This window comes from Neisseria sp. 27098_8_112, from assembly GCF_041433235.1.
In the GTDB taxonomy this organism is placed as follows: domain Bacteria; phylum Pseudomonadota; class Gammaproteobacteria; order Burkholderiales; family Neisseriaceae; genus Neisseria.
On record NZ_JAPWBB010000004.1, the window covers coordinates 139,224 to 163,898 of the forward strand.

Consider the following 24,675-nt stretch of genomic DNA (forward strand, 5'->3'; position numbering starts at 1 on the left):
ATTATTGACAAAATATTTCTTTACTTATTAAACCGTGATACAATCTTTAACATTCATATTTGATGAATTAATACCCAACCACTTTTTACCAAAATCAAGGAGTACTTAAAATGGGACAGTACAAGAAGCTTTGGTACTTGCTGTTTGCCGTGCTGGCAGTATGCTTTACCATTCTTGGTTATATGGGTAGCGAAGTCTATAAAAAGGCTCCGCCATACCCTGAACAAGTCGTTTCTGCATCCGGCAAAGTCCTGATGACCAAAGACGATATTTTGGCAGGTCAATCTGCATGGCAAACTACCGGCGGTATGGAAGTCGGCTCTGTATTGGGTCACGGTGCATACCAAGCTCCGGACTGGACTGCCGACTGGCTGCACCGCGAGCTGGTTGCATGGTTGGATCTGACTGCGCAAGAAACTTACGGCAAAAAATTTGACGAAGTTTCTCCTGAAGAACAAGCTGTTCTGAAAACCCGTTTGGCTGACGAATATCGCAACCAAAGCCGTGTTAAGGAAGATGGTTCTGTCGTTGTCAGCGAAACCCGCGTGAAAGCAATCGAAAGCATCCTGCCTTACTACCACGGTGTATACAGCGACGATCCTAAGTTCCAAACCACTCGCGAACACTTTGCAATGAAAAACAATACATTGCCAAGCCAAGAAGCGCGTGAAAAACTGTTCAACTTCTTCTTCTGGACTTCTTGGTCTGCTTCGACCAACCGTCCTGATGAGGTCTTCACTTACACCAACAACTGGCCGCATGAGCCTCTGATCAACAACGTACCGACTACTGAAAACTACATGTGGTCTTTCACCAGCGTGGTATTGTTGCTGATGGGTATCGGCTTGCTGATGTGGGGTTACTCTTTCTTGACCAAACATGAAGAGGTTGAAGTACCTACTGAAGATCCTATCTCTAAAGTACAACTGACTCCTTCTCAAAAAGCGTTGGGCAAATATGTATTCCTGACTGTTGCGCTGTTTGTCGTACAAGTACTGTTGGGTGGTTTGACCGCTCACTATACTGTCGAAGGTCAAGGTTTCTACGGTATCGATACCGCACTGGGCTTTGAAATGGCCGACTGGTTCCCATATGCGCTGACCCGTACTTGGCACATCCAATCCGCTATTTTCTGGATTGCAACCGGCTTCCTGACAGCAGGTCTGTTCTTGGCTCCGATTGTGAACGGCGGTAAAGATCCTAAATTCCAACGTGCCGGTGTGAACTTCCTGTACATCGCCCTGTTCATCGTAGTCGGCGGTTCTTACGCAGGTAACTTCTTTGCTTTGACCCACATCATTCCACCTGAGCTGAACTTCTGGTTTGGTCACCAAGGTTACGAATACTTGGATTTGGGTCGCTTCTGGCAACTTCTGCTGATGGTCGGCTTGCTGTTGTGGCTGTTCCTGATGTTGCGTTGCACCATCTCTGCCTTTAAAGAAAAAGGTACAGACAAAAACCTGTTGGCTATCTTCGTAGCTTCTATGGTCGGTGTGGGTGTGTTCTACGCTCCTGGTCTGTTCTACGGTGAGAAATCTCCAATCGCTGTGATGGAATACTGGCGTTGGTGGGTGGTTCACCTGTGGGTAGAAGGCTTCTTCGAAGTGTTCGCTACTGCTGCCTTCGCATTCATCTTCTACAACATGGGCTTTGTCCGCCGTAGTACTGCTACTGCTTCTACTCTGGCTGCTGCTGCCATCTTCATGTTGGGCGGTATTCCAGGTACATTGCACCACTTGTACTTCTCCGGCTCTACCTCTGCCTCTATGGCAATCGGTGCATGTTTCTCCGCTTTGGAAGTTGTACCTTTGATTCTGCTGGGCCGTGAAGCTTACGAACACTGGTCTTACCAACACCTGTCCGACTGGGCGAAACGTCTGCGTTGGCCGCTGATGTGCTTCGTAGCAGTTGCCTTCTGGAACATGATCGGTGCCGGCGTATTCGGCTTCCTGATTAACCCGCCGATTTCCCTGTTCTACATCCAAGGTCTGAACACTACCGCAGTTCACGCACACGCAGCTTTGTTCGGTGTGTACGGCTTCTTGGCACTGGGCTTCGTATTGCTGGTTGCACGCTACCTGAAACCTAATGTTCAATTTGACGACAAATTGATGACTTGGGGCTTCTGGCTGCTGAACGGCGGTCTGGTGGGTATGATTGCCATCAGCCTGTTGCCAGTCGGCGTGATTCAAGCTTACGCTTCTATCACTCATGGCCTGTGGTATGCACGTAGCGAAGAGTTCCTGCAAATGGAAATCCTGGATACCCTGCGTTGGGTTCGTACCGCTGCTGACTTGATCTTCATCGGTGGTGCTGTCTGCGTTGCTATCCAAGCTACCAAAATCGTATTCAGCCGCGATAAATAATCTTAAGCTGAATTAAATCGAAGGCCGTCTGAAAAGTTTTCAGACGGCCTTTCTGTTATAATTTCAACATTCTTAAATTGACAAGACAAAACATTATGTTCAACCAAGCTGCTCAAGAGCTGACCACTGTTCGCGATTTATTGCGTTTCGCCGTCAGCCGTTTTAATGATGCCGGACTGTTTTTCGGACACGGAAGTGATAATGCCCATGACGAGGCAGCCTATCTGATTTTGCACACTTTGAACCTGCCTTTGGATATGTTGGAGCCTTATTTGGATGCCAAATTGTTGCAAAGTGAGAAAGAGGAAGTGCTGTCGATTATCGAACGCCGCGCAGTTGAGCATATTCCTGCCGCGTATCTGACGCATCAGGCATGGCAGGGTGAGTTTGATTTTTATGTCGATGAACGCGTCATCGTGCCCCGTTCTTTTATTTATGAATTGCTTGGCGACGGTATTCGTCCTTGGATTGAACATGATGAGTTGGTACATCGAGCTTTGGATTTGTGTACCGGTAGCGGTTGTTTAGCCATTCAAATGGCGCACCACTATCCCGACGCACAAATCGATGCCGTTGATTTGAGCTTGGATGCGTTGGAAGTGGCCGCCATCAATATCGAAGATTATGGCTTTGAAGACCGTATCAGCTTGGTGCATACTGATTTGTTTGAAGGTTTGGATGAAACCTACGACTTAATTGTTTCCAATCCGCCTTATGTTGATGCAGAATCTGTGGAAGCGTTGCCTGATGAATACCTACATGAGCCGGAATTGGCTTTGGGTAGTGGAGAAGATGGTTTGGATGCTACACGCCAAATCATTTTGCAGGCTGCGAAATATTTGAATCCGAAAGGTGTATTGCTGGTTGAAATCGGTCATAACCGTGAAGTATTGGAAGCAGCTTATCCGGAATTGCCGTTTACTTGGTTGGAAACCAGCGGTGGCGATGGGTTTGTATTCCTGTTGACCCGCGAGCAATTACTGGGTGAAGAATAGTTTATTTTGATATAAATAAAACAAAGGCCGTCTGAAAAAAAGTTTCAGACGGCCTTTGTTTTATAAAATTTTTAATATTTTAAGAAAATACAAATTCCTATGGTATGGCGAATATGAAATCCAAGCAGGCTTTGAAACTATGGCTTATAATATTTGCCATAGTTTCTAATGTCAGTGAATTTTTATTACTGACTTTTTGTAGAACATATACTGCCAAACTCCATATTATGAATAATTATTTAAAATCAGGCCTGTTGGCTGCTGCCTTGTTCAGTATGCCCGTTGCCGCCCTTGCCCAGCAACATACCGTTTATTTCAATCAAAACGGTAAACTGACGGCGACCATGCCTTCGGTTGCTTATGTCCGCCAATACAAGATTGAGGCAGGCAAGGCGCAGGTGCAGGATTTTTACTATCCATCGATGAAAAAATATTCTGATCCTTATGAAGTACCTGCCGGTCAGATTAAGGTTTTTGTGCCGGCGTTGGATAATGGTACGCTAACCCTGTGGCATTTCAACGGTCAGAAAAAGATGGTTGGCAGCTATCGCAACGGAAAACCGCATGGCGAATGGGTCAACTGGTATCCAAACGGCAAAAAATCTGCGGTGATGCCTTATCAAAATGGCCTGAGTGAGGGCGTGGGTTCCCGCTATTACCGAAATGGGGTGAAAGAAAGCGAAATTCAGTTTAAGCACGATAAAGCCAATGGCCATTGGAAACAATGGTATTCAGACGGCAGCCCGAAAACCGAAATGATGATGAGCAATGACAAACCGACGGAGATTATTAGTTGGGATGAAAATGGCCGCATCGTGTCTGAATTGAGTATTCGCAACGGTAAACGCAGTGGCATTATTTTGGATTGGTATGATGATGGTGCGAAGAAATCTGAGCTGGTTTATAAAGATGACCAGTTGGTGAAAAAAACTTTTTGGGATACGGACGGGTACGTTCTCGAATAATTTTAACAATAAAAAACCGCAGGCTGAACAGCTTGCGGTTTTTTATTACATACAGCCTTTGTTTTGGCATAAGGTAAATAACGGGGCGCCACTTTCACGGATTTTTTTGCCGCCGTCCAAGTCGGTAAATTCCAAAATGGCAGCCGCTTCGATTACTTCGCCGCCCAATTTGCGGATCAGCTCGACGCCTGCCAGCATTGTGCCGCCGGTTGCCACTAAATCATCTACCAACAAAACGCGTGCGCCCGGCTTGATGGCGTCGGTATGGATTTCTACCGTTGCTTCGCCATATTCCAAAGCGTAACTTTGAGAAACCGTATCAAACGGCAGTTTGCCTTTTTTGCGGATGGGGACAAAGCCGACGTTCAGCTGATAGGCCAAAGCTGCGCCAATGATGAAGCCGCGCGCATCCAAGCCCGCAACGACATCAACTTTTTGCCCCATATAGCGGTAAACCAGTAAATCGACCAGCAGGCGGAAATATTCTGCGCTTTGCAAAACGGGAGTAATGTCATGAAACAAAATCCCTTTTTGCGGCCAGTTTTCAATTTTACGGATTTTGTCCGCCAAAGCTTCTACGCCCATTACTTCAGGATGAATCAACATCTCGACATTCCGAAATCAAAAAGTTTTTAACACGATATTGTAGCGGTCATATGCGGACTTGCCAAATTAATCGATACAATAGCCAAATTTTGCAACATGCCGTCTGAAATTCCGAGAAACATTGTGTTGTGTTATAATTTACAGATACATACCATCGGCTGAACCACCATGCAAAATCATAAAAAAGGCAATATTTACATCATTTCTGCCGCTTCCGGCACAGGTAAAACGACCTTGGTGTCGCGCCTGTTGAAAAATCATGACGACATTCGTGTTTCCATTTCTCATACTACGCGCCAGCCGCGTGAGGGTGAGGCACATGGTGTGCATTACCACTTTGTTCCCAAAGAAGAATTTGAATCGCTGATTGATCAAAGAGCCTTTTTGGAACACGCCAATGTATTCGGCAATTATTACGGCACCAGCATCGCCGGCGTAAATTCGTTGAGCGAAGAGGGCTATGACGTAATTTTGGAAATTGATGTGCAAGGTGCGGCGCAAGTGCGTAAATCGTTGCCTGAAGCCAGTAGTATTTTTATCCTGCCGCCTTCCTTTGAAGTTTTGGCGCAACGTTTGATCGGCCGTGGAACAGATAGCGAAGAAGTTATTCAAACACGCCTGTCCAAAGCCCGTCATGAGATTGAGCAATCCGTTTTGTTCGATTACGTCGTCGTGAATGACGATTTGGATCGTGCCGAAGCCGATTTGTTCCACATTATTAAAGCAGGCCGTCTGAAAAAATCCTCTCAACAGGGATTTATTTCAAACCTGTTGGAAAATTCGTAAAAAACAGCGAAAATAACCGTTTATTTGAAACATAGAAAGAAAGCAAGCAAACATGGCTCGTATTACTACTGAAGACTGCACAGGTAAAATCCCTAACCACTTCGACCTTACCCTCGTTGCCGCCCGTCGCGCACGCCAATTAGAAAACGGCAACACGCCATTGGTTGACGACATTCGCAACAACAAACCAACCGTAACCGCCCTGCGCGAAATCGCTGCCGGACAAATCGGAACCGAGCTGCTGACCCGCAATAAATAAACCAACCGGCAAACCGATAAAACCGCCGCGCGGACTGTATCGGTGCGATATCACAACCGATACAGTCTGACGGCTTAAAAAAATAGCCATAAAAGGCCGTCTGAAAATGCCAGCCCCACTGCCTACCGCCCCCTATGATCCGTTGACAGCAGAAGCGCGCGAGCTTCTGTTTCGCACCGCATCCTATCTCAATACCAATGAGCAGGCCGAGCTTGAAAGAGCCGTTGCCTACGCTTTCCACGCCCATGACGGACAAACCCGTAAAAGCGGAGAACCTTACATCACCCATCCCCTTGCCGTTGCCACGCAGCTTGCGATTTGGCACATGGATGTTCAAGGCCTCTGCGCAGGCGTTATGCACGATGTATTGGAAGATACGGGTGTAACCAAAGTCGAAATGGCGGCGGAATTCGGCGATACCATTGCCGAAATGGTAGACGGCCTCTCCAAGCTGGAAAAACTCAAATTTGAAGATCATGCCGAGCATCAGGCGGAAAGTTTCCGCAAACTTATCCTCGCCATGACTAAAGACGTGCGCGTCATCGTCGTCAAACTTGCCGACCGATTACACAATATGCGCACCCTTGGCTCTATGCGTCCGGAAAAACGCCGCCGCATCGCCAAAGAAACCCTCGAAATCTATGCTCAAATCGCCAACCGCATTGGTCTGAACAATGCGTATCAAGAGCTTCAAGACTTATCGTTCCAAAACCTCCACCCAAGACGCTACGAAACCCTGAAAAAAGCCATGGACAACAGCCGCAAAAATCGCCGCGATGTTGTCGGCAAAGTGTTGCGTGCATTCGGTCAGCGTTTGGTCGGTGTCAATATTGAAGCCAAAATCAAAGGCCGCGAGAAAAACTTATACAGCATCCATCAAAAAATGCTGGCTAAAAAGCTGCGTTTTGCCGAAGTAATGGATATTTACGGCTTTCGGGTCATCGTAAACAACATTCCTGCCTGTTATGCCGCGTTGGGCGCATTACATAATTTATACCACCCCAAGCCCGGCCGTTTTAAAGACTATATCGCCATTCCGAAAAGCAACGGTTATCAAAGCCTGCACACGACCTTGGTCGGCCCTTACGGTTTGCCGATCGAAGTGCAAATCCGTACGCGTGAAATGGATGCCGTGGCAGAGGGCGGTATTGCTGGCCATTGGATTTACAAATCCGGTGAAAACACTCCGGACCAAGCCGTCCTCCATATGAACCGATGGATGAAAAATATTCTTGACCTGCAGGCCAGCAGCTCAAATGCCATCGAGTTTCTGGAGCATGTCAAAGTCGATTTGTTCCCCAACGAAGTCTATATCGTTACCCCGAAAGGCGATATCCTTACCTTGCCTAAAGGTGCGACGCCGATTGACTTTGCCTATGCCGTTCACACCAATATCGGTCATAAAACCGTTGCCGCACGTATCAATAACGTCATGATGCCGTTGCGTACTAAGCTGAAAACAGGCGATACGGTAGAAATCATTACTTCCGAGCATGCCAAGCCTAATGTGGCATGGCTGAACTTTACCGTTTCCAGCCGTGCGCGCAGCGCCATCCGCCAATACATTAAAAATCTGAATCGTCACGATGCCGTTGTTTTGGGTGAGAATCTGCTGCAAAAAGCTTTATCCAGCCTGTTGCCTAAAGACATCCTGCTTTCAGACGACCTCAAAGAAAAATACCTTGCCGATTTGAATACCAAACAAACCTCGTTTGAAGAGGTTCTCTACAATGTCGGTATGGGGCATACTTTGCCGGTACACGTTGCCATGCACATTGCCGAGTTGGCAGGCCAACATTTTGGCAGCACGGTCAAACTCAGCCCGATCAAAGTCAACGATCAGGAAACCGGCCGGATTCATTTTGCCGAATGTTGCCATCCGATTCCCGGCGATGCGATCCGCGCATTATTGGTCAAAGACAAGGGTATGATTATCCACCGAGATACCTGTCAAACTTTGGTCAAAGCCGATCCGGAAGAGCAACTGGATGCGGGTTGGGACAGTTTGCGCAATCAAACGTACCGCACCATCCTCAACGTTAAATCCGAAGATGCGCATGGTTTGTTGGCCTCAATGGCGCAAGCGATTTCAAATTCCGGTGCGGATATCGAATCTGTCGATACGCCAACCAAAGCGCAAGCAGGAACGGAAGGTTTTGTAGAATTTAAATTCACAATTAAAGTCAAAGACTTGGATCAGGTTAATCAGATTATTCATGCAATGCATGCCAATCCGAATATCCGCAAAGTGATTCGAGGATAATCTCGTTATAAGCAAAGGCCGTCTGAAAGTGTTTTTAGACGGCCTTTTTGATGTTTGCAAATAAAAGCTGTTGGCTTCTTTTTAAGAGGGTTTATGGCTTTTTTGTAATTGGATTGGGTTTAACTCAACCAAAAACGGAAAACCAAGAAGAAAACTAAGGCCAAAACGCCGGCCCAAACCAGCAACATGAATCCGGCTACTGCCTGCCCCAAGCGGTAAACAGGGTTTTTGCGTTCGTCTTCGAGTAGGGGATTAGGTGTATCGTGCGGTTTGTCGGACATGATGAAGCTCTGATTGAATTATTGAATAAAAGCGTAAGGGTACGCCGATAGAAGCAAAGTTTCAAGTGGGAATGATTATTGATAGAAGTCTTCGTCTTCATTCCACGCGGTTTTTAAGGCCGTCTGAATGGTGTCGGCACCAAAGCCGCGATAGGCAAGGAAACGCGCTTGTTTTTGTTTTTCTTTCAAATCTTGGGCTTCTTGCTTGAATTTTTTACGCAAGACGGAAATAGCGGTTTGCAGCTCGTCCTCCCTATCGGGTAGGAACTCCCGACAGTCGTCTGCATCGATACCTTGTTGTGCCAAGGCTTGCTTGAGGCGGAGCGTGCCGTAACGGTTGCTTTTGCTGTGAATATAGGCTTCTGCGTAACGTTGGTCGGATTGCCAATTTCGTTCGACGAATTCGTCCAAAACCTTTTCCAATTCTTCTTCGCTTTCGGCGTGGGGAGCCAGTTTGCGTTTCAAGCCGACACGGCTGACTTCTTGACGGGAAAGAATATCCAAGGCGCGGGCGCGTAAGGTTTTGGGAGGTTTCATGGGGATATGGAAGAGGAGGGAGTTTAACTACATTGAATTACATTTCAGACGGCCTGATTGGGTGAAAGCACCGAAAAGGTCGTCTGAAAATAAAGCCGAATTATTCTTCGTCTTTGTTTTTTTGCGGTTGCAGATTTTCGTAGATTTCAGGCAACGCGCGAATCAACAAATCAGGTTTGGTCGCTTTGTCTTGCGAGAGCAAGGTCATGTCGCTGTAGCCGAATGTTACGCCGACACTGAAACAACCGGCCGCTTTGGCGGCAATAATGTCATTTTTAGAGTCGCCCACCATCAGCATATTGGCAACGTCGATGCCCAAAACTTCGGCCGCATGTTGAAGCGGCAATGGGCTGGGTTTTTTCTCAGTCAGGCTATCGCCGCCGAGAACCAGGCTGAAGTAGCCGTCGAGATTGAGCTGCTTCAGCAGCTCTGCAGCCAGTACTTCGTTTTTATTGGTAATGACAACCAATGGAATACCCAAGGACTTGAGCAGGCCGAGACCGGCTTCGGTTTCAGGGTAGGGGCAGGTAAAGTCGCTCAAGTGATCGCGATAATATTTCATAAAGAACACAAAACCTTTTTCCCAGATTTCAGGATCGGCTTCTTTTTCACGATCATTGGTAATGACGCGATGAACCAACTTGCTGATGCCGTCGCCGACATAACTTTCAACCGTTTGGGTGGGCAAAACAGGTAAACCCAAGTGCGCACACATGGCTTGGGCTGCTGCGGCCAAATCGGGAACGGAATCACATAAGGTACCGTCCAAATCAAAGGCAACGGCTTGAACGTGTTCTAAAGCAGCAGTGGTCATTGAGTAGCTTTCTGTCATATTATTTAAGCGCTTATTTTAACATTGTTTGCCTGATTTGCCGATGTTTTGCTGATTCTTTAAAGGGATATTTGTTTAAATTGTTAACAATTTTTGCTGGTGTAAGGCTATCAGCCTATTGGGAATGTGGAAGGGATTTTGTCAACAAAAAGGGCAGTTTGGTAGGCATTAAAAAACAAAGGGTTTGTGTGTTTTTTTGAATGGTTTGATGAGCATTTATACTAGGCCGTCTGAAAATTTTTTGGTCGGCATGCCGATATTTTCAGACGGCCTCAAACTAAATTTATATATAAATGAATGGATTTGCTTTTTATCGACTACATGCTATTACATTTTTTCCTGTTTTTGTATATAGTAACAAGTATGGCTCTCGTCTAATCATGTGTATGAAAAGGAAAAATACATGTCCGCATCTGCTGTTAAAGAAACACTGAATCCGTTTGAAATTGCACAAAAACAAGTAAAAATTGCCTGCGATCGCCTGAATGCCGACCCGGCAGTATTTGAAATCTTGAAAAAGCCACAACGTGTTTTGGAAGTCAACTTCCCTGTCAAACTCGACAACGGTACAGTAGAAAATTTCACCGGTTACCGTTCCCAACACAATAACGCCGTCGGCCCTTACAAAGGCGGCGTGCGCTTCCATCCCAATGTAAATCTGGACGAAGTCAAAGCACTGTCTATTTGGATGACCATCAAATGCTGCGTGGCCGGTATTCCTTACGGCGGCGGTAAAGGCGGCATCACTTTGGATCCGCGCAATTATTCCGAAGCAGAATTAGAACGCATCGCCCGCGCTTATTCTGAAGCTATTTCTCCGCTGATTGGCGAGAAAATCGACATTCCCGCCCCCGATGTGAACACCAACGGCAAAATCATGTCTTGGATGGTTGATGCCTATGAAAACGTGGTGAAACATTCCGCACCGGGCGTATTTACCGGCAAACCGGTTGAGTTTGGCGGCTCCTTGGCGCGTACCGAAGCCACCGGTTACGGCGTAAACTTCGCCGCCGTCCAAGCTTTGGAAAAACTGGGCAAAGACGTGAAGGGTGCCACTTACGCCATTCAAGGTTTCGGTAATGTGGGCTACCACACCGGTTACTATGCACACAAAGCCGGTGCGAAAATCGTTGCTGTATCTACTGTTGACGTTGCCATCTACAATGAAAACGGCTTGGATATGGAAGCAATCATTAAAGAATTCCAAACCAAAGGTTTCATCACCAACGAAGCCGGCTACGGCAAAGAAATCAGCAATGCCGAACTTTTGGCTTTGGATGTGGACGTACTCGCCCCTTGCGCGCTGGAAAACCAACTGACTTCTGAAAACGCCGGTAAAGTCCGCGCGAAAATCGTGGTTGAAGGCGCAAACGGCCCGACTACTCCAGAGGCCGACGTTATTCTGCGTCAAAACGGCGTATTGGTTGTTCCTGATATATTGGCAAACTGCGGCGGCGTGGTTGTATCCTATTTTGAATGGGTACAAAACCTGCAAGGCTACTACTGGGAGTTTGACGAAGTTCAAGAGAAAGAAACCGTTGTCCTGCGCCGTGCGTTCCGCGATATCTGGAACTTGGCTCAAGAATACGATGTCGACCTGCGTACCGCTTCTTATATGATGAGTATCCGTCGTGTTGAAAAAGCAATGAAGCTGCGCGGCTGGTATTAATCGTTTGAGCGATAGCTAAGAGTAGGCCGTCTGAAACCTGTTTTCAGACGGCCTTAATGTTTTTGATAAGAGCCTTTACAAATTTTAATCCACCTTGATTCCATTTCAATCAAACTCAGCTATAATCCCCTTTTTTGACCTTTCCGGAAAAGACATAATCATGAACAAAACTTTCAAATTCAGCGCATTGGCTTTGTCTGCTTTGTTGGCACTGACTGCTTGCAACCAAAAAGACACTGCCGCTAAAGATGCCCCTGCTGCTTCCGCAGCTTCAAATGCGACTGCAGATGCTTCTGCCATCGGTTCTACTGCCCAACAAGCCAGCTACGCAATGGGTGTGGATATCGGCCGTTCATTGAAACAAATGAAAGACCAAGGTACGGAAATCGATTTGAAAGTCTTCACCGAAGCCATGGAAGCCATGTTTGAAGGTAAAGAAGTCAAAATGACTGAAGCCCAAGCTCAGGAAGTGATGATGAAATTCCTGCAAGAGCAACAAGAAAAAGCTACTGCCAAACGTGCTGAAGATGCCAAAGTAAACTTGGAAAAAGGCGAGGCGTTCTTGAAAGAAAACGCAACTAAAGAAGGCGTGAAAACCAGCGCTTCCGGTCTGCAATACAAAATCACCAAAGAAGGCGAAGGTAAAAAACCAACTAAAGATGATATGGTTACCGTTGAATACGAAGGCCGTCTGATTGATGGTACCGTATTTGACAGCAGCAAAGCCAACGGCGGCCCAGTAAGCTTCCCTGTAAGCCAAGTGATTCCAGGTTGGACTGAAGGTATCCAGCTCTTGAAAGAAGGCGGCGAAGCAACATTCTATATCCCTGCCAAATTGGCTTACCGCGAAGTGGGTGCCGGCGATAAAATCGGCCCGAACGCTACTTTGGTATTTGACGTGAAACTGGTTAAAGTCGGCGCGCCTGATGCTGCTGCGCAACAACCTGTACAAGTTGACGTACAAAAAGTTCAATAATCCGAATCAAGGCTTACGCCCTTAAACAACGGATAAAAGGCCGTCTGAAAAATTCCGTTTCAGACGGCCTTTGTTCCAAACCAACAAGGAATTATGATGAAAAATATCGTCATCCTTATTTCCGGACGCGGCAGCAATATGCAGGCGATTGTGAATGCCGATATTCCCGATGCCAACATTGCAGCCGTATTGAGTAACAACGAGACCGCGGCCGGATTGGCATGGGCGGCAGAGCGCGGTATAGCCACCGACAGTTTGAACCATAAAAACTTCGACTCGCGTCAGGCATTTGATCAGGCCATGATGGAAAAGATCGATGCCTATCAGCCGGATTTGGTCGTATTGGCGGGCTTCATGCGCATTTTGACTCCGGAGTTCTGCGCACATTATGAAAACCGCCTGATCAACATCCATCCGTCCATCCTGCCTTCTTTCACCGGTTTGCACACCCACGAACGCGCATTGGAAGCAGGTTGCCGAGTGGCAGGCTGCACCATCCATTTCGTAACGCCCGAGTTGGATTGCGGCCCGATTATTTCACAAGGCATTGTTCCTATTTTGGACGGTGATACCGCTGACGATGTTGCCGCACGCGTGCTGACGGTTGAACACCAGCTTTTCCCACAAGCCGTTGCCGACTTTGTTGCAGGCCGTCTGAAAATCGAAGGCAACCGCGTTTTGAATGCACAACGCAATGCTGCCGGTCAAAGCCTGTTGGCTTAATTAAAACACCATACACACAAGGAAAACATCATGAATCCGATTAAAACAACCCTGCTGACACTTTCCCTGCTCACTGCCTCCATCGGCGCACAAGCCGCTGAATTGCCGCAATCTGCCGTTTTGCAATACTCAGGTAGCTACGGTATTCCTGCAACCATGACCTTTACACGCAGCGGTAGCCAATACAAAATCGTTTCTACCATCAAAGTACCGCTTTACAATATTCGCTTTGAATCAGGTGGCAGCATCAACGGTACGACACTGCATCCGTCTTACTACAAAGATGTACGTGGCGGTAAATTGTATGCCGAGGCCAAATTCTCCGGCGGCAACATCACTTACGGCAAAGCAGGTGATTTGAAAACTGAAAAATCCGGCCCGGCCATGGACTTGTTCACTTTGGCATGGCAACTGGCCGCCAATGACGTGCGCCTGCCGTCAGGCTTGAGAATTACCAACGGTAAAAAACTGTATACCGTCGGTAGCATGAACAAAATCGGCAGCGAAAGCTATAAACTGAACGGCGGTACAACGCCTGTAAGCAAATATCGCGTCCGCCGCGGCGACGATACCGTTACTTACTCGTTTGCTTCCGATATCGACAATATCCCTGCGCAAATTAGCTATACCGATGACGGTAAAACCTACAACCTGAAACTGACTTCCGTCAAAATCAACGGTAAAGTAGTGAAACCGTAATCTTTATTTGCTCAAACAAGAAGGCCGTCTGAAAAGTTTTCAGACGGCCTTTTATTTTTACAGCAACACAATATCGTATTGTTCCTGCGTGTAGGCGGTTTCGACTGCCAGAGAAATCGGTTTGCCGATAAAGTCTATCAACATCGCCAGCGATTGCGATTCTTCGTCTAAGAACAAGTCGATGACATTCGGAGCAGCCAAAATGCGGAAGGCTTGGACATCGTAGCGGCGCGCTTCGCGGACGATTTCGCGTTGGATTTCGTAGCACACGGTTTGCGGCGTTTTCAGACGGCCTCGGCCTTGGCAGGAAGGGCAGGGTTCGCAGAGGATTTGGCTTAAGTTTTCACGCGAGCGTTTGCGGGTCAGTTCGACAAGGCCCAGACTGGTAAAGCCGTTGAGGGTGACGCGGGTGCGGTCGAAACTGAGGGCTTTGGCAAGCTCTTGCAGGACGGCTTCACGGTGGACTTCCTGCGCCATATCGATGAAGTCGATGATGATAATGCCGCCGAGATTGCGCAGGCGAAGTTCGCGGGCGATGGTGTGGCAGGCTTCGAGGTTGGTGCGGAAGATGGTTTCATCAAAATTGCGCGCGCCGACAAAGCCGCCGGTGTTGACATCGATGGTGGTCATGGCTTCGGTGGACTCGATGATGAGGTAGCTGCCGAAGTTGAGATTGACGCGCGGTTGCAGGGCGCGGGCGATTTCCTGCTCGATGTTGTGGGTTTCAAATAGGGGGCGTTCGCCTTTGAACAGCTCGATTCTGCCCAATGCACCTTGAACGTATTGTTCGGCAAACTGGGTCATGCGGCGGTGGTTTTCAGTGGAATCGACCAGGATTTTGTGCGTATCGAGGCTGAACATATCGCGCAAAACGCGCAGGCTCAAAGGCAAATCTTGATACAGCAGGGTTTCGGGCGGCTGGATTTTCGCTTGTTTTTGAATGTGTTCCCACACTTTGGTCAGATAGTTGATGTCTGATTGCAGTTGGTCATCGGAGGCGTTTTCAGCGTTGGTGCGGATGATGTAGCCGTGGCAGGCGTTTTCGGGCAGCAGGTTGTTGAGGCGCTCCCTCAGGCTGCTGCGTTCGGCATCATCCTCGATGCGTTGGGAAATACCGATGTGGTCTTCTTGCGGAAGATGCACGAGGAAACGGCCGGCCAGTGAGATTTGGGTGGACAGGCGCGCGCCTTTGGTGTTGATGGGGTCTTTAATGACCTGAACCAAGACAGACTGGCCTTCAAAGAGCATGTGTTCGATGCGTTGGGTTTCATCCGGATTGCGGCGTTGTTCGAGGACGTCGACGATGTGCAGAAACGCGGCGCGTTCCAAGCCGATATCGATGAACGCGCTTTGCATGCCGGGGAGGACGCGTTTGACGACACCCAAATAAATATTGCCGACCAAACTATGGCCGCTGTTGCGCTCGATGTGCAGCTCGCAGATATTGTTCTCTTCCAAAACAGCCACACGCGTTTCTTGCGGCGTAATGTTGACGAGGACGGTTTCGGACGGACGCACGGCGTCCTTGGGGATGGGAATTCCTGAAAGCATGGGGATACCTGATTTTGAATAGAAAAACTTTTGCGATGTGTTCTTCTCCAAAAAACAAATGGCAAAAGTCATTCTGCGAAAGCGCTTATCATACTTTAATTATGGTTTTTCCGCATCTGCACAAATGTTTATGGCTAAGAGGCCGTCTGAATGTTTTTTACAACCGTACGGCGGGAACACTTGTAAAATAACGCTTATGCCCATATAGTCATGAACATTGGTATTTTGGAAGAAATCATGCAAACCGTTACTGTTTATACCGGTCCATATTGCCCGTACTGCACCATGGCGAAAAGGCTGTTGCAGGCGGTGGGTGTGAAAGAAATCAACGAAATCCGCATCGACGGCAATCCGGAAGTTTTTGCCGAAATGCAGCAGCTTTCCGGCCAGCGCAGCGTGCCGCAGATTTTTATCGGCGACACCCATGTCGGTGGCTTTACCGATTTGTACCGCTTGCAGCAGGAAGGCAAGTTGGACGAATTACTGAATCCTTAACCCTTAACTTAGGAAAATAAAATGAGCGAAGAATTGCAACCCGTATTCAGCGTTGAGCGTCTGTATGTAAAAGACTTGTCTTTGGAAGTGCCTCACGCACCACAAATCTTCTTGGAACAAGGCGAGCCTGAAGTGGATATGCGCGTTTCTACCGGCAACACCAAACTGGAAGACGGCTTCTACAGCGTTGACGTTACTGTTACCGTGACTGCCAAACTGAACGAAGAGCGCACCATGTTCTTGAACGAAGTTACCCAAAGCGGTATCTTCCGTCTGGAAAACATTCCTGAAGAAGACGTACAACTGCTGCTGGGCGTTGCTTGTCCGAACATCCTGTTCCCTTACGCACGCGAAGCCATTTCCAACAGCGTAACCCGCGCCGGCTTCCCACCTGTACTGCTTGCTCCGATCAACTTCGAAGCAATCTACCAAGAGCAACAGGGAGCTAACGCTTAATCGCGTTATACCTAAATTGAGGCCGTCTGAAACATTGCGTTCAGACGGCCTTTTTTTATTTGAAAATTAGGACATAAGAAAAATCTATAATAAAAAAGTTCATATATTAATGTAATAAGTATATAATGATATTGTTTATCATTACGATAATATTTTTAATTTTATAGTATATATACCATTTAAAATCAATAAATTAGAATTTTATCCAGCAAGTAGATTCTATTAATTAAGGAAATAGTTGTGAAACCTGATTTTCAAATGAAAACAATTTGTTTGTTATTGGTGCTGCCTTGCCAAACTGTTTTTGCAGATACGGGACATCAAGAAGTGGAACATGTAGATATGGATACGGTCAAGGTCAGTGGCAAACGGCAGGCACAAAGGAATACTGAGCGCAGTCAGTCTTATACAATCGGAACGATGGCAACGGCGACTGGGTTGCGTATTTCAGGCAAGGATACGCCGCAGTCGGTGAGTGTAATGACACGTCGGCAGCTAGATGATAAAGCAATATATTCTTTAGAAGATGCAATGAAAAACACTACGGGAATCAACGTGGTTCGTGATTCGGGCCTACAAACTCGTTTTTTGTCTCGTGGTTTCTATGTTGATCAGATTGGTGAAGACGGTATTACCACTAATGTGTCTGGACGTTCGGGCTATACGGCAAAAATTGATGTCTCACCAAGTACAGACCTGGCTGTTTATGATCACATTGAGGTTGTCAGAGGTGCAACCGGTCTTACTCAGTCCAATTCTGAACCGGGTGGAACCATTAATTTAATCCGTAAGCGGCCAACAGCTCTGTTTAAGCATACAGGTGAAATCAGCACCGACCATAGGGGCAGCAAGCGTTTGGCTTTGGATGTATCTGGAAGCTTGAATAATGAACATACGGTACGCGGTAGGCTGGTTGGTGTTCATGAGGACCACCGCTCTTTTAAAGAGGGTGTATGGAACAAGAAAGACATGGTTTATGGCGTGATCGATACGGATTTGAGTGATAACAGTATGCTGACTTTGGGCGGTACTTATCAGAAAAATAAAGATATTCCCGATTTTGCCGGCGTGATTTTACCTTGCGAGGATCAAAAAACTGCGGCCTTCAGCTCTAGTCCTGCCTGTAACAATCCTTTGAAATTGCCACGTAAAACTTATTTGGGTGAAACCTCATGGTCACGCCTGAATGCTGATAAATACAATATTTTTTCCGGTTTCAAACATGTCTTTGACAATGGATGGCAACTCAATGCCGAAATTTCTTATACGCGTAATGATTCAGATGCCAAAGTCGGACAATTTTTTCTGAAAAACGAACACGCGGCAGGTATTTCAGCATCTGCGGCAACGGGTTTCTTAACCGAGAAGGGGGAGGTTATTCCTTTTGAGCCTAAAGACCAGGCGTTGGCAAAATTAAAAGAATATCGTGATGGCGTCACTAAAACATATGAAGAGAAAAAAGCAGATTACGTTGCCCATCATTTCGATTCATCTGCTTTTGAACAATATCGCTCCCAAAGGGCGGCAGCACGTCGGGCAGGTTTTGATCAATGTATGCAGGACATTGGTTTGGATTTCCTGTGCAACGACTGGCAGGATCCTGGTGTAGAAGTAGATAAAAAAGAGTTTGTTGATAAGGAGCTTGCAAAGCAAGGCATTATTAACAATGCAGAAGGCCTGTTTCCCAACCGTCTATACGACTCAGCATACAATCTTCGCCACACATACAACCGCCGTTACAACTTCATGCCGTTGCACTATACCAAACACGATGTGCAATGGGGCTTTAAGCTGGATCTGACAGGTAACTACCGCCTGCTTGGACGTGAACATGATTTCTTTGTCGGCTATGCGTATAACAATGAAAAAATCCGTTCTGCTTATACAGAAATCTATCAAAACCGTTATTTTGTCCGTCCTCAAGGTTATGCAGGTGCAGGCAGTTGCGGCATTCATCCCGATGGTCCGGAGCGTAATCCTTTAGAAAAAGGCATTGTCGAACCAGATTGGCATATTTATAACGAAAAAGGTAATAACAAGATCTATGTGCCGGAATGCAGTGGCGCGCATGTTACCAAATATACTCCCCGGTTGGATGCTGAGGGCAAGCCTGTCTGGACAGTCAACGACAATGGTGAGCGCGTCATGGTGCAAGATCCTGTTTATGAATTGGATGCAAATGGAAACAAAATACAGGAGCGGGATGAAGAGGGAAATTTGAAATGGGCAAACCAATATCTGAAAACGCCGCTGTGGAAAACTGTTCAGGTTGCAGATGATCATGTTCCGGCGTTATACAATTATTCGAAATACCTTAACACGAATAAAACACATTCTTTGACTGTCAGTACCCGCTTTAATGCAACCAACCGCCTACATCTCTTGGGTGGTCTGCACTATACGCGCTATGAAACCACACAAGCCAAAGAAATGCCTGTACGCTACGGCCAGCCTGCTACGGCATTTCAAACTGAGAGCAGTAATAAAATCGACAAAGAGCATTACACCTCAAAAATGCAAAGCCATAGGTTTACGCCATATGCCGGTATTACCTACGACCTGACACCGCAACAAAGCTTGTATGCCAGCTATACTAAGATCTTTAAACAACAGGATAACGTTGATGTAACCAGCAAATCCGTTCTTCCACCACTCATCGGTACTAACTATGAAATAGGTTGGAAAGGGTCGTTCTTGCAAGGCCGTCTGAATGCTTCGCTTGCCTTGTTTGTCTTACAGCAGAAAAACCGTACCGTTGTCGATTTCGGATTTGTTCCTGATACTAGTCGTAACGGAGGTTCATTCCAAACCATCGCAAAACCTGTGGGTAAGGTTAAGAGCAGCGGTGCAGAACTTGAATTGGCTGGCGAATTGTCGGAAAGCTGGCGTATTTTTGTTGGCTACACATATAACAAAAGTAAGTATAAAAATGCTGCAGAAGTCAATGCGGAGCGGTTGGAGAAAAACACGACTGCCGATCCGTATAACTTCAGTAACTTCACGCCGGTACATATGTTCCGCCTCGGTACAAGCTACCGCTTGCCTCAAACTAAGTTGACCTTGGGTGGCGGAATATCCGCGCAAAGTCGCACAAGTAGCCTTTACAATATTCGCCAAGGAGGCTACGGACTTATAGATGGCTTTGTTCAATATGACTTTCACAAACACGGCAGAATCAGCCTGATCGGAACTAACCTGGCTGACAGGACGTATTTTGAAAATAACTACAACCGTACGCGAGGTCAAAACAATTTCTATGGTGAACCGCGGACAGTCAAACTGAAATTGGATTGGCATTTCTAGAGCGAATGGATAATCATTTGGTATGTGAACATTATTGGCCAAATTCCTGATAAAAGTATGGATTAAACATCCTTCTTTTTTGAAAGCTGTTTTCTAACAATGGCTGAAGTTGATTTGATAGCCGGCGTATTTTCAAATATTAATTTGTTTCAAGTATTCAGCTTTGAAGGCCGTCTGAAACATTGCGTTCAGACGGCCTTTTTGTTTTCGGATAAAATACAGCAAACTTTAAAATTAGCTGCCTTTTAAGATGACGCCCGAAACCCAAAAACAGCTCAAAATCACCGATGTTTCCGCCAAGAAGCTCGAAAAACTCAACCTCCACACCGCATGGGATTTGGTGTTGCACCTGCCGTTGCGTTATGAGGACGAGACGCACATTATGCCGATTAAGGATGCGCCGATCGGTGTGCCGTGTCAGGTCGAGGGCGAAGTCATCCATCAGGAAGTAACGTTCAAACCACGCAAGCAGCTGATTGTCCAAATTGCCGACGGTTCCGGCAGCGTCCTTTTTCTGCGCTTCATCCACTTTTACGCCAGCAACCAGAAACAGATGGCAGTCGGCAAGCGCATCCGCGCCGTGGGAGAAATCAAACACGGGTTTCACGGCGACGAGATGATTCACCCTAAAATCCGCGATGCAGAGAGCAGTGGTTTGGCGGAAAGCCTCACGCCGATTTATCCGACCGTAAACGGTTTGAACCAGCCCACTTTGCGCCGTATTATTCAGACGGCCTTGGACGTTACGCCGCTGCACGATACCTTGCCCGATGCTTTATTAGGCCGTCTGAAACTGCCACACCTTGCCGAAAGCCTGCGCCTTTTGCACTCGCCGCCACCGAGTTTCACCATCCATCAACTTTCAGACGGCGCGCTGCCTGCATGGCAGCGGCTCAAATTCGACGAACTTTTGGCGCAACAGCTTTCCATGCGCTTGGCGCGGCAGAAGCGTGTCAGCGGCTCAGCCACGGCATTGGGCGGCGACGGCACATTGACTCAAGCCCTGCGCCACGCTTTGCCGTTTGCCCTGACCGATGCACAAGAAAAAGTTGTTTCCGAAATTTGCCGCGATATGGCGCAAACCCACCCCATGCACCGCCTGCTGCAAGGCGATGTCGGCAGCGGTAAAACCATCGTCGCCGCCTTGTCTGCTTTGACCGCCATTGAATCCGGCGCGCAGGTGGCTGTAATGGCGCCGACCGAAATCCTTGCCGAACAGCACTTCATCAAGTTCAAACAATGGCTTGAGCCGTTAGGGCTCGAAGTCGTTTGGCTCTCCGGTAGCCAGCGTAAAAAAGCCAAAGACGAAGCCAAAGCCAAACTGGCTGACGGCTCTGTCAAAATTGCCGTCGGCACGCACGCCCTGTTTTCAGACGACGTCGAGTTCCAAAATCTGGGCTTGGTGATTGTGGACGAACAACACCGCTTCGGCGTCGCCCAACGCCTCGCCCTCAAAAACAAAGGGCGCGACGTCCACCAGCTAATGATGTCCGCCACGCCCATCCCGCGCACGCTCGCCATGAGTTTCTTTGCCGACTTGGACGTGTCCGTTATCGACGAATTGCCGCCCGGGCGCACCCCGATTAGAACCCGCCTCGTCAACAACGTCCGCCGCGCCGAAGTCGAAGGCTTCGTTCTCAACATCTGCCGCAAAGGGCAGCAGGCATACTGGGTCTGCCCGCTGATTGAAGAGAGCGAAACCCTGCAACTGCAAACCGCCACCGAAACCCTAGAGCAGCTTCAGGCGGCATTGCCCGAACTCAACATCGGCTTGGTACACGGGCGCATGAAAGCCGCTGAAAAAGCCGAAGTCATGGCAGAGTTTGCCGCAGGTCGTCTGAACGTCTTGGTCGCCACCACCGTCATCGAAGTCGGCGTAGATGTGCCCAACGCCGCCCTGATGGTGATCGAACACGCCGAGCGCATGGGCTTGGCGCAGCTGCACCAATTACGCGGTCGGGTAGGGCGCGGCGCGGCAGAAAGCGTGTGCGTCCTCCTGTTTGCCGAACCCTTGAGCGAACTTGCCAAAGCGCGGCTGAAAGTCATCTACGAACACACCGACGGCTTTGAAATCGCCCGACAAGACCTCAACATCCGTGGCCCCGGCGAATTTCTCGGCGCGCGGCAAAGCGGTGTTCCCATGCTGCGCTTTGCCAACCTTGAAGAAGACTTACACCTCTTGGAACAAGCGCGCGAAATCGCCCCTTTGCTGATTGAACAAAACCCTGAAATCGTCGAAGCGCATTTGGCAAGATGGCTTTCCAGTAGGGAAGGTTATTTGGGCGTATAAAATTTGTTTGAAAAGAAAAAGGCCGTCTGAAATCTTTCAGACGGCCTTTTGATTTGGCTGGATAGGGGTTTAGAAACCTTGCGCCAACATGGCATCGGCAACTTTGACGAAACCGGCAATGTTCGCACCATTGACGTAGTTCACTGTGTCGCCGACTTTGCCGTATTTCAGGCAGGATTCGTGGATGTTGTGCATAATGTCAAAAAGGCGGCTGTCCACTTCTTCGCGTGTCCAAGACAGGCGGATGGCGTTTTGACTCATTTCCAAACCTGAAGTCGCTACGCCGCCGGCGTTGGAGGCTTTGCCCGGAGCGTAGAGGATGCCGGCTTTGATAAATTGTTCGACAGCGTCTGAAGTTGACGGCATGTTCGCACCTTCGGCAACCACATAGCAACCGTTTGCCAGCAGGATTTTAGCAGCGTCTGCGTCCAATTCGTTTTGGGTGGCGCAAGGCAGGGCGACTTCGGCCGCGATGTTCCACGGTTTTTGGTTTTCAAAGTATTGCAGGCCTTGTTCTTTGGCGTAAGTGGCCACGCGTTCGCGGCGTACTTCTTTCAGCTCGATCAAAGCGGCCAGTTGCGCTTCGGTCATACCGCTGTCAGGGAAGAGGACAAAGCCGTTGGAGTCGGAAACGGTCAATACTTTTGCACCCAGTTGGATGGCTTTTTCGGCAGCGTATTGCGCCACGTTGCCGGAGCCGGAAATCAACACGCGTTTGCCTTCGATGCTGTCGTTGCGGGTTTCCAACATGGCTTGGGCAAAATACACGCAGCCGTAACCGGTGGCTTCAGGGCGAATCAGGCTGCCGCCCCATTCGAGACCTTTGCCGGTCAGGACGGAAGCAAATTCGTTGCGGATTTTTTTGTATTGGCCGAACAGATAGCCGATTTCGCGGCCACCTACGCCGATGTCGCCGGCAGGGACGTCGGTGTCGGCGCCGATGTGGCGGTAGAGTTCGGTCATAAAGGCTTGGCAGAAGCGCATTACTTCAGCATCGGATTTGCCTTTAGGATCGAAGTCGGAACCGCCTTTGCCGCCGCCCATAGGCAGGGTGGTCAACGCATTTTTGAACACTTGTTCAAAGGCGAGGAATTTCAACACGCCCAAATCGACGGTCGGGTGGAAACGTAAACCGCCTTTGTAAGGGCCGATGGCGGAACTCATTTGAATGCGGTAGCCGCGGTTGACTTGGACTTGGCCTTTGTCGTCCATCCAAGTGACGCGGAACATAATCACGCGCTCCGGTTCAACAATACGCTCAAGTAGGCTTTGTTGGGTGTATTTCGGGTTTTTCGCCAAAAACGGATCCAAACTCATGAACACTTCTTCAACAGCTTGGTGGAAGGGTTCTTGGTTGGGGTTGCGTTGTTTGAGATTGGTAAATAGAGTGTTCAGGTCGGTCATTTTTCTACTCCTATTGAGTGAGATATTTCAATATTTATGTTTTGAAATATAGCTGTAAAAATTTTACTTGCCAAGAAAAATTTTACCTAGATTGTTGACATTATTTTTTTACCAATTTGTAAAAATAGAATTATATTTTAAATTTAATTAAAAATATATAAAAATATTTCATCAAATAGATTTAAATAAAAATAAAATGCCTAGTAATTAAACTAGAAAATGTTGAAAATTTTTTTGTAAAAATTTAATTCAGCTCAAAAATTTGTGTAAATTAGCGCTAAATTGTAAACATTGTTAATGAGTGTACTACGCGAATATGGGGAAGGTTGCCCCATTGAAGACAGAGAGGCAGGCCGTCTGAAAATTCGGTACAATACACAAGAAATTCCCACAACACATACATTAAGGAAACCCATGAAAGCCTATCACGACCTTATGCGCCATGTCCTCGACAATGGTATCGACAAATCCGACCGTACCGGCACCGGCACGCGGTCTGTGTTCGGCTATCAAATGCGTTTTGATTTGAGTGAAGGCTTTCCGCTGTTGACCACCAAAAAATTGCATCTTCGCTCAATTATTCATGAGCTGCTTTGGTTTCTCAAAGGCGATACCAACATCAAATACCTGAAAGAGAACAACGTTTCCATTTGGGACGAATGGGCGGACGAAAACGGCGATTTAGGCCCGGTTTACGGCTACCAATGGCGTAGCTGGCCCGCACCCGACGGTCGCCATATCGACCAAATTGCCAATGTGGTGGAACAAATCAAGAAAAATCCCGACTCGCGCCGCCTGATTGTATCGGCATGGAATCCGGCTTTGGTCGACGAAATGGCCTTGCCGCCTTGCCATGCGCTGTTTCAGTTTTACGTTGCCAACGGCAAACTGTCTTGCCAGCTTTACCAACGCAGCGCCGATATTTTCCTTGGCGTACCGTTCAACATCGCCAGCTACGCATTGTTGACCATGATGATGGCACAAGTGTGCGGCCTAGAAGCCGGTGAATTTATCCATACGTTTGGCGATGCGCATTTGTACAGCAACCATATCGAGCAGGCACAGCTGCAATTAAGCCGCGATTTCCGAAGCCTGCCAACCATGAAAATCAATCCTGAAGTCAAAGATTTGTTTGCCTTCAAATTTGAAGACTTCGAATTGGAAGGCTACGATCCACATCCGCACATCAAAGCAGCCGTATCGGTGTAATTCAAGTTAA

Annotated in this window: 21 protein-coding genes; 15 read left to right on the forward strand and 6 right to left on the reverse strand. The window is 47.7% G+C overall.

What is annotated here, in order from left to right; translation table 11 throughout:
* Window positions 1-110: 110 nt before the first annotated feature.
* The 3 genes from O3682_RS04240 to O3682_RS04250 all read left to right on the forward strand — a co-directional run bounded on the left by O3682_RS04240 (window position 111) and on the right by O3682_RS04250 (window position 4,326).
* The gene (locus tag O3682_RS04240) at window positions 111-2,366 is read left to right on the forward strand and encodes a nitric-oxide reductase large subunit (protein ID WP_371508625.1); all 2,256 of its coding nucleotides are present in this window, start codon (window positions 111-113) and stop codon (window positions 2,364-2,366) included.
* A gap of 95 nt (window positions 2,367-2,461) precedes the next feature.
* Window positions 2,462-3,361, forward strand: coding sequence for a 50S ribosomal protein L3 N(5)-glutamine methyltransferase (gene prmB / locus O3682_RS04245; RefSeq protein WP_371508627.1), 900 nt, complete (start codon window positions 2,462-2,464; stop codon window positions 3,359-3,361).
* A 275-nt stretch (window positions 3,362-3,636) separates the two neighbouring features.
* Entirely contained in the window at window positions 3,637-4,326 is a 690-nt protein-coding gene (locus tag O3682_RS04250; protein ID WP_225905505.1) for a toxin-antitoxin system YwqK family antitoxin, read from the forward strand.
* A 45-nt stretch (window positions 4,327-4,371) separates the two neighbouring features.
* On the opposite strand, the gene O3682_RS04255 is transcribed toward O3682_RS04250, so the two are convergent.
* The gene (locus O3682_RS04255; RefSeq protein ID WP_003682296.1) at window positions 4,372-4,932 is read right to left on the reverse strand and encodes an adenine phosphoribosyltransferase; all 561 of its coding nucleotides are present in this window, start codon (window positions 4,930-4,932) and stop codon (window positions 4,372-4,374) included.
* A 168-nt stretch (window positions 4,933-5,100) separates the two neighbouring features.
* On the opposite strand from O3682_RS04255, the gene gmk reads away from it, so the two are divergent.
* The 3 genes from gmk (at window position 5,101) to O3682_RS04270 (ending at window position 8,240) form a co-directional block, all read left to right on the forward strand.
* Window positions 5,101-5,718, forward strand: coding sequence for a guanylate kinase (gene gmk, locus O3682_RS04260; protein ID WP_070607926.1), 618 nt, complete (start codon window positions 5,101-5,103; stop codon window positions 5,716-5,718).
* Window positions 5,719-5,770: 52 nt separating this feature from the next.
* Window positions 5,771-5,977 carry a DNA-directed RNA polymerase subunit omega gene (gene rpoZ, locus O3682_RS04265; RefSeq protein ID WP_003682294.1) on the forward strand — a complete coding sequence of 69 codons (207 nt, stop codon included), beginning with the start codon at window positions 5,771-5,773 and terminating at the stop codon, window positions 5,975-5,977.
* 106 nt (window positions 5,978-6,083) lie between these two features.
* Window positions 6,084-8,240: a RelA/SpoT family protein gene (locus O3682_RS04270; protein WP_371508630.1), complete on the forward strand. Its 2,157-nt coding sequence runs from the start codon at window positions 6,084-6,086 to the stop codon at window positions 8,238-8,240.
* A 119-nt stretch (window positions 8,241-8,359) separates the two neighbouring features.
* Here the strand turns inward: O3682_RS04270 and O3682_RS04275 are convergent, their stop codons facing one another.
* From O3682_RS04275 to O3682_RS04285, 3 genes are all read right to left on the reverse strand, one after another.
* Window positions 8,360-8,521 (reverse strand): hypothetical protein, encoded by a 162-nt coding sequence (locus O3682_RS04275; RefSeq protein WP_039861975.1) that lies wholly within the window; start codon window positions 8,519-8,521, stop codon window positions 8,360-8,362.
* 75 nt (window positions 8,522-8,596) lie between these two features.
* Window positions 8,597-9,058: a recombination regulator RecX gene (recX, locus tag O3682_RS04280; RefSeq protein ID WP_070734648.1), complete on the reverse strand. Its 462-nt coding sequence runs from the start codon at window positions 9,056-9,058 to the stop codon at window positions 8,597-8,599.
* 100 nt (window positions 9,059-9,158) lie between these two features.
* Window positions 9,159-9,872: a phosphoglycolate phosphatase gene (locus tag O3682_RS04285; RefSeq protein ID WP_070734646.1), complete on the reverse strand. Its 714-nt coding sequence runs from the start codon at window positions 9,870-9,872 to the stop codon at window positions 9,159-9,161.
* A gap of 421 nt (window positions 9,873-10,293) precedes the next feature.
* Between O3682_RS04285 and O3682_RS04290 the strand changes: the two genes are divergently transcribed.
* The 4 genes from O3682_RS04290 (at window position 10,294) to O3682_RS04305 (ending at window position 13,957) form a co-directional block, all read left to right on the forward strand.
* Window positions 10,294-11,559 carry a Glu/Leu/Phe/Val family dehydrogenase gene (locus O3682_RS04290; RefSeq protein ID WP_070504425.1) on the forward strand — a complete coding sequence of 422 codons (1,266 nt, stop codon included), beginning with the start codon at window positions 10,294-10,296 and terminating at the stop codon, window positions 11,557-11,559.
* A gap of 160 nt (window positions 11,560-11,719) precedes the next feature.
* Complete coding sequence (locus O3682_RS04295) at window positions 11,720-12,535, forward strand: FKBP-type peptidyl-prolyl cis-trans isomerase (RefSeq protein ID WP_070607922.1); 816 nt, start codon at window positions 11,720-11,722, stop codon at window positions 12,533-12,535.
* Between the two features lie 96 nt (window positions 12,536-12,631).
* Window positions 12,632-13,258, forward strand: a complete 627-nt coding sequence (purN, locus tag O3682_RS04300; RefSeq protein WP_070607919.1) for a phosphoribosylglycinamide formyltransferase — start codon at window positions 12,632-12,634, stop codon at window positions 13,256-13,258.
* Between the two features lie 30 nt (window positions 13,259-13,288).
* Window positions 13,289-13,957 (forward strand): DUF3108 domain-containing protein, encoded by a 669-nt coding sequence (locus O3682_RS04305; RefSeq protein ID WP_371508633.1) that lies wholly within the window; start codon window positions 13,289-13,291, stop codon window positions 13,955-13,957.
* Between the two features lie 57 nt (window positions 13,958-14,014).
* Here O3682_RS04305 and O3682_RS04310 read toward each other — a convergent pair whose 3' ends face one another.
* Window positions 14,015-15,508 (reverse strand): Rne/Rng family ribonuclease, encoded by a 1,494-nt coding sequence (locus O3682_RS04310; RefSeq protein ID WP_107858142.1) that lies wholly within the window; start codon window positions 15,506-15,508, stop codon window positions 14,015-14,017.
* A gap of 237 nt (window positions 15,509-15,745) precedes the next feature.
* Here O3682_RS04310 and grxC point away from each other — a divergent pair, with 237 nt between their 5' ends.
* From grxC to recG, 4 genes are all read left to right on the forward strand, one after another.
* Window positions 15,746-16,003 (forward strand): glutaredoxin 3, encoded by a 258-nt coding sequence (grxC, locus tag O3682_RS04315; protein WP_003684090.1) that lies wholly within the window; start codon window positions 15,746-15,748, stop codon window positions 16,001-16,003.
* Window positions 16,004-16,024: 21 nt separating this feature from the next.
* Window positions 16,025-16,459, forward strand: coding sequence for a protein-export chaperone SecB (gene secB, locus O3682_RS04320; RefSeq protein ID WP_003682271.1), 435 nt, complete (start codon window positions 16,025-16,027; stop codon window positions 16,457-16,459).
* Window positions 16,460-16,717: 258 nt separating this feature from the next.
* Window positions 16,718-19,762 carry a TonB-dependent siderophore receptor gene (locus O3682_RS04325; RefSeq protein WP_371508660.1) on the forward strand — a complete coding sequence of 1,015 codons (3,045 nt, stop codon included), beginning with the start codon at window positions 16,718-16,720 and terminating at the stop codon, window positions 19,760-19,762.
* Between the two features lie 250 nt (window positions 19,763-20,012).
* Entirely contained in the window at window positions 20,013-22,052 is a 2,040-nt protein-coding gene (recG, locus tag O3682_RS04330) for an ATP-dependent DNA helicase RecG (RefSeq protein ID WP_371508635.1), read from the forward strand.
* A gap of 69 nt (window positions 22,053-22,121) precedes the next feature.
* Here recG and gdhA read toward each other — a convergent pair whose 3' ends face one another.
* Window positions 22,122-23,456 (reverse strand): NADP-specific glutamate dehydrogenase, encoded by a 1,335-nt coding sequence (gene gdhA, locus O3682_RS04335; RefSeq protein WP_371508637.1) that lies wholly within the window; start codon window positions 23,454-23,456, stop codon window positions 22,122-22,124.
* A gap of 414 nt (window positions 23,457-23,870) precedes the next feature.
* Here gdhA and O3682_RS04340 point away from each other — a divergent pair, with 414 nt between their 5' ends.
* Window positions 23,871-24,665, forward strand: a complete 795-nt coding sequence (locus O3682_RS04340) for a thymidylate synthase (protein WP_114926105.1) — start codon at window positions 23,871-23,873, stop codon at window positions 24,663-24,665.
* The last annotated feature ends 10 nt before the right edge of the window (window positions 24,666-24,675 follow it).